Below are 13,330 nucleotides of genomic sequence, written 5' to 3'. Positions count from 1 at the left end.
CGCGCCGGGAACCGAACAGTTCGGGTTGGCGTATTCATGGTCAGGGGTGGTACGGGATCTTCGCCGTGCTGCGATCCGGGCAAGGCCTTGCTGCGATCGGAACAAGATCGCGTCAAGGCCTGTGCGGATGTCAGTCCCGGCGGCGATACTTGCGGCCGTGCACCTCTTCCCGCGCTTCCTGGCGCCCGGGAGGAGGTGACCGGCCTATGACCATGGGGGAGGTCGAGTGACATATCAGCAGAAGGGCGGTGCGGCGCCACCGGGGGCGCCCGCACCCACCATGCCCGCGGTGCCGCCGCAGGCCCCGCCGCCCGGGCCGCAGGTCCGCTCCGCCGTGCCCGACACCGGGCCTCCCCGCCGTACGGCGTGGGCCGAGGGCGTCGACCAGCTGCGTGCCGCGGCGACCACCGAGCCCGGGCGGCTGCGCATCATCGGCGCGGTGCTGGCCCTCCTCGTCGTCGCCTTCGGGGCGGTCACCGCCTGGGAGATGGCGGACCGTTCGGCCGCCGCGGACGACGTGCTGCACAGCAGCCAGCCGCTGAGCGCCGACGCGGCGGACATATACCGCTCCCTCGCCGACGCCAACACGGCCGCGTCCAGCGGCTTCCTCGCGGGCGGCCAGGAGACGGAGGAGTCCCGCACGCGCTACGAGCGGGACATCAGCAACGCCGCGGACAAGCTGGTCACCGCCGCGGCCAACTCGGAACCGGGCTCCACCTCCGAGAAGACCATCACCAAGCTGAACAGGATGCTGCCCGAGTACAAGGGCCTGGTGGAGCGCGCCCGGGCCAACAACCGCCAGGGCTTCCCCCTCGGCGGCGCCTACCTCCGGTACGCGAACTCGAAGATGCAGGTGATGCTCGATGACGCCGAGCGTCTCTACACGGTGGAGAACCAGCGCCTGCGTTCCGACTACGACGACGCGACGCCCTACCCGTGGATCGCGATCGGCGCGGGCGTCCTCGCCATCGGCGGCCTCGCCTGGGCACAGCACCGCAACTACCGGCGTACGAACCGCGTGCTGAACCACGGCCTGGTCGCCGCCACGGCCGCCTCCACGGTCGTCCTGCTCTGGCTGGTCGTCGGCCACAGCGTCGCCCGCGCCGGCCTGAACGACTCGTACGACAACGCGGTCCGCTCGCTGAACACGCTGAACGACGCCCGGATCGCCTCGCTCAAGGCCCGGGGCAACGAGAACCTCACACTGGTCGCCCGCGGCGCGGAGACCAGGACCGTGGGCACGAAGACCGTGGACGCGTACGACTACGACTTCGAGCAGCAGATGAAGGACCTCACCGTAAAGCTGGCGGCCGCCGAGGGCCTCGCCGACAACAGCGCGGGCAAGAAGCCGGTCGAGGCCGCGACGGCCAACATGCTGGTCTGGAAGGAACGCCACAAGGAAGCCCGCGCGGAGGACACGCTGGGCAACTACCAGGGCGCGCTCGACAAGGTGATCGGCACCAAGGACAAGAAGCCGACGGGCGAGTGCTTCGACAAGGTCGACGAGGCCCTGAAGACGGCGATAGGCCGCGAGGAGACCGAGTTCAAGCAGGCCGCCGGAAACGGCCGGGGCGCGATGAACGGCCTCGTGCTCGGCGCCGCGGTGCTCGCCGTGCTGGCCGCGGCCGGCGCGGTGCTCGGCATCGGGCGCAGGCTGTCGGAGTACCGGTGAGAGGGGGCATGACGATGAACGCACGGCGTTTGCGAGCCAGTCTGAGGGGCTGGGGCGGGGTGGGCGCGATGGCGGTCGTCTGCGCCCTCGCGGCGATGTTCGCGCTACTGCTCCCGGTCGCCCAGTCCCGCGAGGGCGACGGCACGGGCGTCGGCGGCCAGGGGGTCGCCCGGGGCGAGCCGGCGAAGGCCGAGAAGTGCGTGGACCCCGAGGACCAGAGCCTGGCACCGGGCTCCGGCCCCCAGGACGGCGCGACGGTCCAGAAGATCAAGGAGAACGGCTATCTGACGGTCGGCGTCGACCAGAACAGCTACCGCTTCGGCTACCGCGACCCGAACAGCACGTTGAAGACCGCCCAGTTGGAGGGCTTCGACATCGACCTGGTGCACGCGATCGCGGACGAGATCCTCGGCAAGAAGAACGCCGAGGTCCGCTTCAAGGCCATCCCGACCAGCGAGCGCATCCCCGCGATCCAGACCGGCAAGGTCGACATGGTCGTGCGCACCATGACGATCAACTGCGACCGTCTGAAGGACGTCGCCTTCTCGTCCCCCTACTTCGAGACCGGCCAGCAGGTGCTCGCCCCGAAGAAGTCGGACATCACCGGGTACGACAAGTCGCTGGCCGACAAGCGGATCTGCACGGCGAAGGGCTCCACCGCCTTCGACGCGCTGGAGGCGGGCAAGAAGGACGGCACCCTCGTCGCGTCCGCGGACTTCGAGAAGCGCACCGTGCCGAACCAACTCGACTGCCTGGTACGGCTGCAGCTCGGTGAGGTCGACGCCGTGGTCACCGACGGCGCGCTCGCCGCCAGCCAGGCCGCGCAGGACCCCACGGTCCAGCTCAAGGGCGAGCCGTTCACGGACGAGTACTACGGCGTGGCGATGAAGAAGGACGCAACCGATCTGATACGCCGGGTCAACCAGATCCTGGTGGACTACCGCAAGGCCGACTGGCAGAAGTCGTACGACACCTGGCTCGCCGGGACGCTCGGCAAGAGCACCGGGCCGCCCGCGGTCCAGTACAAGTAGCCGGACCGGTGCACACTGCCGGACCGGTACAAGCAGCCTGAATGTTCCAGTAGTTCTTCACGAAGCGAGGGGTGATCGATGGGCGTCACGGGACCCTCCGGGCCGGTGATGGACCGGGACGAGGTGGACCGTGCGCTGGCGCGGCTCGGCGCGGAGCACGAGGCCATCGAGACCTCGCTCCTCGCCCTCCAGGACCACGCGGGCCGCAGACTCCTCGAAGGCGCCGAACTCACTGGTACGACCAAGGAGCGCTGGGGTGCCGCCGAGGCGTCGATCTCCCTGCTGTGGGCGTACTTCGACGCGTACGCCGACGCGTTGCGCTCCGCGCGGGAGATCCGCTCGCGCAGACGCTGGTCGAACCGCGACGACCTCGTGGAGCTGACGGAGCTGCTGCGCGGCGAGAGCGTCACGGTCGCCGGCAGCGCGTCCGCCACGGCCGCCGCGCCCACGATGGCGGGCACCGGCAAGCTCAGCGAGAGCTTCTCCCTCGCCGAACTCGTGGAGCGCATGAACGAGTTGTACGCGACCTCGCTGGACATGGTCGTGACGGCCGACGCCGTGTGGTCGGCGCTGCCCGCCCGGATCGATTTACTGGCCGCGGAGTTGCAGCGCACCCGCCAGCTCGCGCACTCCGTGGGCGTACGGCCCGGTGAGCACCCCTCGGGCGACGACCTGGAGCGGATCACGCGCACCCTGACCGTGCTGCGCGAGCGGGTGGTGTCCGATCCGCTGGACTTCTGGCTGCCCGCGCAGGGCAGTTCGGCGCCCGGCGGCGGCCGCCCCGACACCACGCGCTACGACCGCGAGGCGCGCGCCCTGGAGGAGGTGCGCCGCGAGATCGACGCGGTGCTCACCGTGCGACAGGACGCGGAGGCGCGGCTGGTGCGGCTGCGGGACGTGCTGAGCCGCGCGGACCGCACACTCTCCGAGGCGCGGAACGCCCGTGGCGAGGTCCTCGCGAAGATCGCCGCGTCCGAGGTGCCCGCGGTGAGCGGCCCGCCGACCGCGCTGCAGGAACAGCTGGCGACGGCCGCCGAGTACCGCAGGCACGCCCAGTGGCACCGCCTCTCGCCGCTCCTGGAGGCCCTGGAGGCGAAGGCGGACGACGAACTGCTGCGCGCCCGCGAGTCGTTGAGCGCGGTCACCGCGCCGCTCGCGGTCCGCGCGGAGCTGCGCGGCCGGCTCGACGCGTACAAGGCGAAGGTCGCCCGGCACGGCTTCGCCGAGGACCCGCTGCTGGTGGAGCGGTACGACGCGGCGCGGCGCATGCTGTGGAGCGCGCCCTGCGACCTGCGGGTGGCGGAACAGGCGGTGCTGCGGTACCAGCACGCGGCCGCCGAAGTGCTGGTGCCCAGGGTCCCCGGGCACGGCGGACCACAGGACCGGAGGGGGGAATCGTGAGTCAGCAGAACGTCAACAGCGAAGCGAGTGGGCAGAGTTCGCAGGATCCGTGTCAGCGGCCGGGCTGCTCGGGGTCGTACGAGGACGTGGGCGGCGGCGAGCTGTACTGCGACACCTGCGGTCTGGCCCCGGTCGTCTCGTCCGGGGGAGGCATGGTGGGCTCCCCGCCGACCGGGATCACCGGGGGCGGCAGGAGCAGTTCGCGGGGTTCGGGCAGCGCCAGTTCGCGCTCCAGCTCCCGCGCCTCCTCACGTGCCTCGTCGCGGTCGTCCCAGTCGCGGCGCTCGGTGTCGGGCCGTCTCTCGCGCTCGGTGTCGGGCCGCACCACGGGCCGTTCGGTGTCGGTGCGCAGCTCCGGCTCGACCGCCGGGTCCTCGGGGCGCGGCCGGCTCGGCGTCGGTCTGGTGCAGGTCCCGGACGTGCCACGGCCCGACCCGCGCGGGATGATCCAGGAGAACCCCGAGGTCCCCGAGCGCAAGCGGTTCTGCTCGCGCTCCGACTGCGGTGCGCCGGTGGGGCGTTCGCGCGGCGAGCGGTCCGGCCGTACGGAGGGCTTCTGCACCAAGTGCGGCCACCCGTACTCGTTCGTGCCGAAGCTGCAGACCGGCGACATCGTGCACGGGCAGTACGAGGTCGCGGGCTGCCTCGCGCACGGCGGGCTCGGCTGGGTCTATCTCGCCGTCGACCGCGCGGTGTCCGACCGCTGGGTGGTCCTCAAGGGCCTCCTCGACACGGGCGACCAGGACGCGATGGCGGCCGCGATCTCCGAGCGCCGCTTCCTCGCCGAGATCGAGCACTCCAACATCGTGCGGATCTACAACTTCGTGGAGCACCTCGACCAGCGGACGGGTTCGCTGGACGGGTACATCGTCATGGAGTACGTGGGCGGCAAGTCCCTCAAGGAGATCGCCAACGGCCGCCGCACGGCGACCGGCAAGCGTGACCCGCTGCCGGTGGAGCAGGCCTGCGCGTACGGCATCGAGGCGCTCGAAGCCCTCGGCCATCTGCACAGCCGCAACCTCCTGTACTGCGACTTCAAGGTCGACAACGCGATACAGACCGAGGACCAGCTCAAGCTGATCGACATGGGCGCGGTGCGCAGGATGGACGACGACGAGTCGGCCATCTACGGCACGGTCGGCTACCAGGCTCCGGAGGTCGCCGACGTCGGCCCGTCGGTCGCCTCCGACCTCTACACGGTCGCCCGCACGCTGGCGGTCCTGACCTTCGACTTCCAGGGCTACACGAACGTGTTCGTGGACTCCCTGCCCGACCCCGACAACATCGAGGTCTTCCGCACGTACGAGTCGTTCTACCGGCTCCTCGTGCGCGCCACCGACCCCGACCCGGCCCGCCGGTTCGCCTCCGCGCAGGAGATGGCCGAGCAGCTCACGGGTGTGCTGCGCGAGGTCGTCTCCGTGCAGACGGGCCGCGCCCGGCCCTCGCTGTCCACCCTGTTCGGACCCGAACTGAAGGTCACGGACACGGAGTTGTTCGGCTCACTGGCCGGCGACGTCTCACGACTGGGCGTGCGGATCGATCCCGTACGGGGAAAGAAGGGCGTGCCCGCGCTAACGGCCGGGGCGAGCGGAACGAACGTGGCCCGCGCGGTGAACGGGGCTTCAGGGGCGAACGGCACGCCGTTCGTCCCGCCGGCCTCCGCGGCCGCTCGGGCCGCCCTCGTGAAGCCGCTGAACACCGCCGCCGCGGCCCTGGCGCTGCCGGTGCCGCGGGTGGACCCGGGCGACCCGAACGCGGGGTTCCTGGCCGGGCTGATGACGTCCGCGCCGGCCGAGCTGATCACCGCGCTGCACTCGGCGCCCACCGGTTCCCTGGAGCTGCGGCTGCGCGAGCTGCGGGCACGCCTGGAGATGGGCGAGCTGGACCAGGCGACCAGGACGCTCGAAGCCCTGGAGTCGGACCATCCCGACGACTGGCGGGTGGTCTGGTACCGGGGCGTGGCGGCGCTCGCGACCGGCGACCACGAGGTCGCGGCGGTGTCCTTCGACGCCATATACGACGCGTTCCCCGGCGAGCCCGCGCCCAAGCTGGCCCTCGGTGTGTGCGCGGAGGTCCTCGGGCAGCTGGACAACGCCGCCGAGTACTACCGCCTGGTGTGGACGACCGACCCCAGCTATGTGAGCACCGCGTTCGGCCTGGCCCGCGTCCAGCTGGCGGCGGGCGACCGCCGTGGCTCCGTACGGACGCTGGAGTCGGTGCCGGAGGCCTCGATCCACTACACGGCGGCCCGGGTGGCCGCCGTCCGGGCACGGCTGCGCCAGCGACTGGCCGAGACCGCGCCGCCCCCACCGGGTCCACCGGCTCTGGGTACGTCCGGTACGGCGGTGCCCGCGGCGGGCGTGCCGGGTACGGGAGTTCCCGGGCCGGGGCTGCCCGGTGCGGGAGTTCCCGACGCCCCGTTCCTGGACGACCTGACCTCGGCCGCGGCCCAGGTCGAGGCGCTGGACGGGTACGGTCTGGACGCGGTGCGCCGCGAGCAGTTGTCCACAGAGGTCCTTGGTTGCGCCCTGGACTGGGTACTCTCCGGTAGCCAGGGTTCCGCACCGCCGAGCACTGGGTCGCGGACCGTACTGCTCGGCAGCGACCTGGACGAGCGGGGCCTGCGCTTCGGTCTGGAGCGCTCGTACCGGACACTGGCCCGGCTCGCCCAGCGTGGCGAGGAGAGGATCGATCTGGTGGAGCGCGCCAACCGCTACCGCCCCCGGACGTGGGTGTAATTGATGTCGCAGATGCCTCAACTGGCCGCCTGCCCCAGCTGCGAGGAGCCGCTGGAGTCGGGGGACCGTTTCTGCGGTGCGTGCGGGTACGACCTCACCGCCGTACCCGCGCCACCGGACGACAACCCCACGGTCGCCGTCAACGGGGCCGCGCCGCGGCCCCCTTCGGCCGCGGCGTCCGTGGACTGGCCGGTCGCCCCCGAGGTGGACACCTCGGACACGCCCGCGCCCGTGGTCCTGCCGACGGACATCGACGGCCGCGAGTCGGCCGGCTCCGACAGCCCGGGCGTACGGTTCGACCGGCCCGCGCAGCCGTCGTCGCCCCCCGCCGCACCACCGCCGCCGTCCCCCGCGCAGGCGCCGCAGCCCGCCGGGCAGGTGTCCGCGGAACCGGACGAGTACCCGCTCGCCGCGCCGCTGCCTCCCGAGGTGCCGCCCGCCGATCCGCGTACGGCCGATCTCCCGACGCCCGCCGCGGGCACGAAGGTCTGCGTGGCCTGCCGCGCGGGCCAGGTCGACCGGGACGGCTACTGCGAGAACTGCGGGCACGCGCAGCCGCGTGAGCGCGACCACATGGAGCAGGAGCTGGGCGCGGTGGCCGCGGTCAGCGACCGGGGTCTGCGCCACCACCGCAACGAGGACGCGTTCACGGTGTCCTCGACCGCGCTGTCCGACGGCTCGCCCGCGGTCGTAGCGATCGTGTGCGACGGCGTCTCCTCGGCGACCCGCCCCGACGAGGCCTCCCTGGCCGCCTCCCGTGCGGCCAACGAGTCCCTCCTTGCGGCCCTGCCGCGCGGCACGCACCCGCAGCAGGCGATGCACGACGCGATCCTGGCGGCCTCGGAGGCCGTCAACTCCCTTGCGGACCGCGGCACTCCGGCGCACGAGCACCAGCCGCACGTGAACGCGCCCGCCTGCACCATCGTCGGCTCCGTCGTCACGCCCAGCCTGCTGATCGTCGGCTGGGTCGGCGACAGCCGCGCCTACTGGGTGCCCGTGGACCGGTCGTCGCCCCCGGCGCGGCTCACCGAGGACGACTCCTGGGCCGCCCAGATGGTCGCCGCGGGCCTGATGAACGAGGCCGAGGCGTACGCGGACGAGCGCGCCCACGCCATCACGGGCTGGCTCGGGGCGGACGCGTACGAACTGGAGCCGCACACCGCTTCCTTCAAGCCGGACCGGCCGGGTGTGGTGGTGGTGTGCACCGACGGACTGTGGAACTACGCGGAGGCGGCGGAGGAGATGGCCGAGGTCATCCCGCCCGACGCGGCGGACCGGCCGCTGCACAGCGCCCAGGTCCTGGTGGGTCACGCGCTGGACGGCGGGGGCCACGACAACGTAACAGTGGCCGTCGTGCCGTTCCCCGCCCCGCCGCAGGGGGCAGGATCGGCCTGAGGCCGAAGCGGTACGAAACGGCGTCGGCCTCGGAGGGGCAAGGACCGGAGGGGACCGGTCCGCCCACCGACATCACCCACACCTCGTGGGAGTCCTGAGGGGGAGCAGAGAAGGCATGGCCAATTTCTCGAAGTCGAACGTGCCGCAGTTCTCGGTGGAGGTGTACCAGAACGAGTACCTGCCGGAAGGCGGCCGCGAGGTCAACGCGATCGTCACGGTGACCTCCACCGGCGGCGGCACCGTGGGCAGTGCCGTGGCGGCACCCCACCTCTACACACCCGGTGAGGGCCCGGACGCGGCCGTGGCGATCATGGTCGACTGTTCGGGGTCGATGGACTATCCGCCGACGAAGATGCGGGGTGCCCGGGACGCGACGGCCGCGGCGATCGACGCGGTGCGCGACGGGGTGCACTTCGCGGTGATCGGCGGGACGCACGTGGCCAAGGAGGTCTACCCGGGCGGCGGGCGGCTCGCCGTCGCCGACGCGCAGACCCGCGACCAGGCCAAGCAGGCGCTGCGCAAGCTGAGCGCGGGCGGCGGCACGGCGATCGGCACCTGGCTGCGGCTGGCCGACCGGCTGCTGTCCTCGGCGGACGTCGCCATCCGGCACGGCATCGTGCTCACCGACGGCCGCAACGAACACGAGTCGCCCGAGGACCTCAAGGCCGCGCTGGAGGCCTGCGCGGGCCGGTTCACCGCGGACGCGCGGGGCGTCGGCACGGACTGGGAGGTCAAGGAGGTCACCGGGATCGCGTCCGCGCTGCTCGGCACCTCCGACATCGTCGCCGACCCGGCGGGCCTGTCCGCCGACTTCACGCAGATGATGGAGACGGCCATGGGCAAGGAGGTCGCGGACGTGGCGCTGCGGCTGTGGACCCCGGTCGGCACGGCGATCAGGTTCGTCAAGCAGGTCGCGCCCACGGTCGAGGAGTTGACCGACCGCCGCACGGAGGTGGGACCGCGCGCCGGGGACTACCCCACCGGCTCCTGGGGGGACGAGTCCCGTGACTACCACGTGTGCGTCGAGGTCCCCGAGGCCGACCTCGGCCAGGAGATGCTCGCCGCCCGCGTCTCCCTGGTGATCCCGCAGGGCGACGGCACCGCCCAGACACTGGGCGCCCAGGGGCTCGTACGGGCCGTGTGGACCGACGACATGGCGGCGTCCACGTCGATCAACCCGCAGGTCGCGCACTACACAGGTCAGGCGGAACTGGCACAAGTCATCCAACAGGGCCTGGACGCACGCAAAGCGGGAGATGTCGACGGAGCAACGGCCAAGCTGGGACGTGCCGTTCAGCTCGCCAGCGCCTCCGGAAACGCGGATACGGCGAAACTGCTTTCGAAGGTGGTGGACGTGGTCGACGCCGCGGCAGGTACTGTGCGATTGAAGGCGAAGGTCGCGGAGGCCGACGAGATGACTCTTGAGACACGGTCCACAAAGACTGTTCGTGTAAAGAAGTAGAGCGGTACGCACTCGACACCGAGCGCGGCGGCGAACAGACAGTAACCAGCAGTACGCAAGCGGTTTGCACGATTTGCGGCCCTCCTCGGGCCGAACAGGAGAGGGGGAAGCGCCGACATGCCGACCTGCCCGAACGGACACCAGTCGGGTTCCGACGACTGGTGCGAGGTCTGTGGTCACCGCATGGCCGGTGCCGTGCCCCCGCCACCTCCACCGCCGCCCCCGGCGGCCGGCTACGGCTATCCGCCGCCCGGCTCGCCCCCGCCGCCCGGCCAGGGCGGCCGCCCGCACCTCTCCGCGGTGCCCGACGCGCTCTCGGCCGAGCTCTGCCCGCAGTGCCGTACTCCGCGTGAGGGCGGGGCGCCGTTCTGCGAGGAGTGCCGGTGGAACTTCCTGACGAACACCGCGACCTCGTACACCCCGGCCGCGCCGCGCCCTCCGGGGCCCGGCGGCGGTCCCGGTCCCGGCGGTCCCGGCCCCGGCGGTCCCGGCCCCGGCGGTCCCGGCCCCGGCGGTCCCGGCCCTGGTCCTGGTGGGCAGAACCCGGCGCTGCGCTTCCAGCAGCAGCCGCCCGGGCAGCCCGGTGGCGCCCCCGGCGGGTACGACTACCAGGGCTCCAGGCCCTCGCAGATCAACCGGCCCGCCGAGCCGATCCCGCCGTACGGCGAGAACCCCTCGGGCTTCCCCGGTGATCCGTCACGACCGGTTCCGCCGCCGCCCGGCCCGGGCGGCACGGGACCCGGAATGCCCGGCGGCTTCGGCGGACCCGGTGGGCCTCCCGGCGGACCGGGTGGACCTGGTGGCCAGGGTGGGCCTGGCGGCCCCGGCGGCCCGAACGGTCTCGGCGGCCCTGGCGGGCCGAACGGACCCGGCGGTCCGGGTGGCCATGGCGGTCCCGGTGGGCCCGGTCCTGGTGGTCCCGGCGGTCCAGGTGCTCCGCAGGGGTACCAGCAGTCCGGCCCGCCCGCTCCGCCCGCGTACCCGCAGGAAACCGGGCGCCCTCAGGGTCCCGGCGGACCTGGTGGTCCCGGCGGACCTGGTGGTCCCGGCGGACCCGGCGGACAGTCCTTCGGCGGCGGTGAGGACGACTGGGTGCTGCCGCCCCCGTCGACCGGTACGCCCGGTGGTCCCGGTGGTCCTCCCGGCCCCGGTGGCGGCCCGGGCGGTGGCTACGGCTACCCGCAGCCCGGCGCGACGCAGGCGCCGCCCGTCTACCAGCAGCAGCCGCTGTCGTGGAGCATCACGATCGGGCCCGACCGTGAGTACTTCATGGCGATGATGCAGCGCTCGGGACCGGAGGCCGCGGGGCTGAACCTGCCCGCGTACTCGCCCGAGCAGCAGCGTCCGCTCACCGGCAACCAGATCACCATCGGCCGCCGCCGGCACTCCACGGGCGAGTCCCCGGACATCGACCTGGCGGTGCCGCCGGAGGACCCGGGCGTCTCGCACCAGCACGCGGTGCTCGTCCAGCAGCCCGACGGCAGCTGGGCGGTCGTCGACCAGAACTCCACCAACGGCACCACGGTCAACGGCGCCGAGGAGCCCATCCAGCCCTTCGTCCCCGTACCGCTGCAGGACGGCGACCGGGTGCACGTGGGCGCGTGGACGACGATCACGGTCCGACGGGGCTAGGCGGAACCGGGCGGAACCAGGCCCCGTAAGGGGCGCGGGGCCGTGACATGTGCGGCTCTGCCGCGATGGGGCGCCCGGCCCCCACCGGCCCACCGCCGACGAACCGCACAACCGGCGGAGCTCACGGCAGCGGCCAGGTGTACGGCCCCGCGGGGTCGTCCAGCCACGCCCACGCACGGCCGCCGTCGACCGTGATCCCGTACCGCTGCCGGGGCGGCTGCCCCTCGCGCTCCCAGATCCCGTACGCCTCGTGCGGGTCGAGGCCGGCCGCCGTCAGGGTCAGCAGGAAGCGGAACAGCTCGTGGCCCCTGGTCCGGCGGGGCAGCCCCGTCAGGTCCGCGTCCGGGAGTTCGGGCCCGGGCGGGCCGCCGCGCAGGGGCACGAAATAGGCGGGCGTGTGCAGGAAGCGGCCCTCGGCGTACCCGGAGTCACGTACCCGCAGCGCGATGAGGCCGGTGGCGAACGGCGCGAGGATCCGGGCGCCCGGGGCGCACTGGGCCAGCCAGGCGCGCGGGATCGTGCTGAGCGTGCAGGTCGCGATGATCCGGTCGAAGGGGGCGCGCTCCGGGCAGCCGCGCGCCCCGTCGCCGGTGACGACGGTGGGGTGGTGGCCGGCGAGGGCCAGGTGCCGCCGGGCGGAGTCGGTGATCTCCGGGTCCAGATCGACCGTGGTGACCTGCGCGTCCCCCAGCCGGTGCGAGAGCAGGGCCGCGTTGTAGCCGGGGCCCGCGCCGATCTCCAGGACCGCGTCGCCGTCCCGTACCGCCAGCTCAACCAGCATCTTCGCCATCAGGGAGGGCTGGCTGCTGGACGACAGCAGCTCGCCGTCGCGCACCCGGGTGGCCAGCGGGGCGTCCGCGTACGCGCCGCGCATCCAGTTCTCGCGCCTGCGCGGGCTGGGGTCCTCGCCCCACCGGCGCTCGTGGCCGCCGCCGAGCGCGCCGACGTAGTAGTACGGCACGAAGAGGTGGCGCGGGACGCTCTCGAAGGCCTCCCGCCAGCTGGGGTCGGCGGCCCAGGCCCCGCTCGCCTCGATCTCGCGCACCAGCGCCGCCCGCGCCGTGGCGGCGAGGTCGTCGAGACCGGGGTCGATGGCGTGTGCGCCCATACCTCCACTGTGCTGCCGGACGGGCCGGGAGGCGAGCGCCCGGGACGACCGATCCGGAATCGGCCCTTCAACGATCCGGAACCGGGCCTTCGATGCGGGTGGTCCTAAGCCTTGAGTCCTCGGTCACCCCGTCTGAGACCATGGACAGCGTGCTGCATCTGCCGGGGGACGATCCCCGGACCCCCGGCCGAGACGACCGGGGACTGACCGGAGCGACCTTTGTGAGGGCCAACTGACGTGAAAGAGATTCCGCGCGGCACGCTTCAGGAGCAGACCTTCTACGAGCAGGTCGGCGGCGAGGAGACCTTCCGTCGACTGGTGCACCGGTTCTACGAGGGTGTCGCCGAGGACCCGCTGCTGCGGCCCATGTATCCCGAGGAGGACCTGGGCCCTGCCGAGGAGCGCTTCACCCTGTTCCTGATCCAGTACTGGGGCGGCCCGACCACGTACAGCGAGAACCGCGGTCACCCCCGGCTGCGGATGCGGCACGCCCCGTTCGCCGTCGACCGCGCGGCGCACGACGCCTGGCTGAAGCACATGCGGGTCGCCGTGGACGAGCTCGGCCTCTCCGAGGAGCACGAGCACACGCTGTGGAACTACCTGACGTACGCGGCGGCGTCGATGGTGAACACGGAGGGCTGAGCGCGGAAGGCGGTGCGGCGCCGGGCCGGACTCTGTCGGGCCGGAACACCGTGGGGCCGGGACTCTGTCACCGCCCCCGGTCGGTCGACTTGACGTGCGCATTCCGGTCGCCTGTCGCCGGATTCCGATCACGATCCGGTCAAAGTCGGCTCTCAAGCGCTTACCCCGGGGCGTCACCTCTGACAACATCGCCCGAAGATCCGGAGTGACGGGGACTCCGGGATACGGCGGGGGGCCGGGTGACGGGGT

The 13,330-nt window shown here is 72.7% G+C and carries 9 protein-coding genes; 8 read left to right on the top strand and 1 reads right to left on the bottom strand.

The window, feature by feature from the left end:
• The first annotated feature begins 226 nt into the window (after nt 1–226).
• From ACH4YP_RS17225 to ACH4YP_RS17195, 7 genes are all read left to right on the top strand, one after another.
• Nucleotides 227–1,672, top strand: a complete 1,446-nt coding sequence (locus tag ACH4YP_RS17225) for a hypothetical protein (protein ID WP_398491047.1) — start codon at nt 227–229, stop codon at nt 1,670–1,672.
• A 14-nt stretch (nt 1,673–1,686) separates the two neighbouring features.
• Nucleotides 1,687–2,703, top strand: coding sequence for a glutamate ABC transporter substrate-binding protein (locus ACH4YP_RS17220; RefSeq protein ID WP_361068047.1), 1,017 nt, complete (start codon nt 1,687–1,689; stop codon nt 2,701–2,703).
• A gap of 78 nt (nt 2,704–2,781) precedes the next feature.
• Complete coding sequence (locus ACH4YP_RS17215) at nt 2,782–4,104, top strand: hypothetical protein (protein WP_398491046.1); 1,323 nt, start codon at nt 2,782–2,784, stop codon at nt 4,102–4,104.
• Nucleotides 4,101–6,842, top strand: coding sequence for a tetratricopeptide repeat protein (locus ACH4YP_RS17210; RefSeq protein WP_398491045.1), 2,742 nt, complete (start codon nt 4,101–4,103; stop codon nt 6,840–6,842). The genes ACH4YP_RS17215 and ACH4YP_RS17210 overlap by 4 nt, the downstream gene beginning before the upstream one ends.
• A 3-nt stretch (nt 6,843–6,845) precedes the next feature.
• A complete protein-coding gene (locus ACH4YP_RS17205) occupies nt 6,846–8,237 on the top strand; it encodes a PP2C family serine/threonine-protein phosphatase (RefSeq protein ID WP_398491044.1) in 1,392 nt (463 codons plus the stop codon).
• Nucleotides 8,238–8,352: 115 nt separating this feature from the next.
• The gene (locus ACH4YP_RS17200) at nt 8,353–9,699 is read left to right on the top strand and encodes a VWA domain-containing protein (protein WP_361068059.1); all 1,347 of its coding nucleotides are present in this window, start codon (nt 8,353–8,355) and stop codon (nt 9,697–9,699) included.
• Nucleotides 9,700–9,816: 117 nt separating this feature from the next.
• Nucleotides 9,817–11,331 (top strand): FHA domain-containing protein, encoded by a 1,515-nt coding sequence (locus tag ACH4YP_RS17195; RefSeq protein WP_398491043.1) that lies wholly within the window; start codon nt 9,817–9,819, stop codon nt 11,329–11,331.
• 121 nt (nt 11,332–11,452) lie between these two features.
• Here the strand turns inward: ACH4YP_RS17195 and ACH4YP_RS17190 are convergent, their stop codons facing one another.
• Nucleotides 11,453–12,439: a methyltransferase domain-containing protein gene (locus tag ACH4YP_RS17190; protein ID WP_361067692.1), complete on the bottom strand. Its 987-nt coding sequence runs from the start codon at nt 12,437–12,439 to the stop codon at nt 11,453–11,455.
• 237 nt (nt 12,440–12,676) lie between these two features.
• Here ACH4YP_RS17190 and ACH4YP_RS17185 point away from each other — a divergent pair, with 237 nt between their 5' ends.
• On the top strand, nt 12,677–13,081 hold the full coding sequence (locus ACH4YP_RS17185) for a globin (RefSeq protein WP_055611684.1): 405 nt from the start codon (nt 12,677–12,679) through the stop codon (nt 13,079–13,081).
• Nucleotides 13,082–13,330: the final 249 nt, after the last annotated feature.

This window comes from Streptomyces sp. NPDC020747 (assembly GCF_044334695.1).
Classification (GTDB): Bacteria; Actinomycetota; Actinomycetes; order Streptomycetales; family Streptomycetaceae; genus Streptomyces.
Note: the sequence above shows the minus strand (reverse complement) of the source record. Positions and strands in the feature narration are given on the sequence as shown.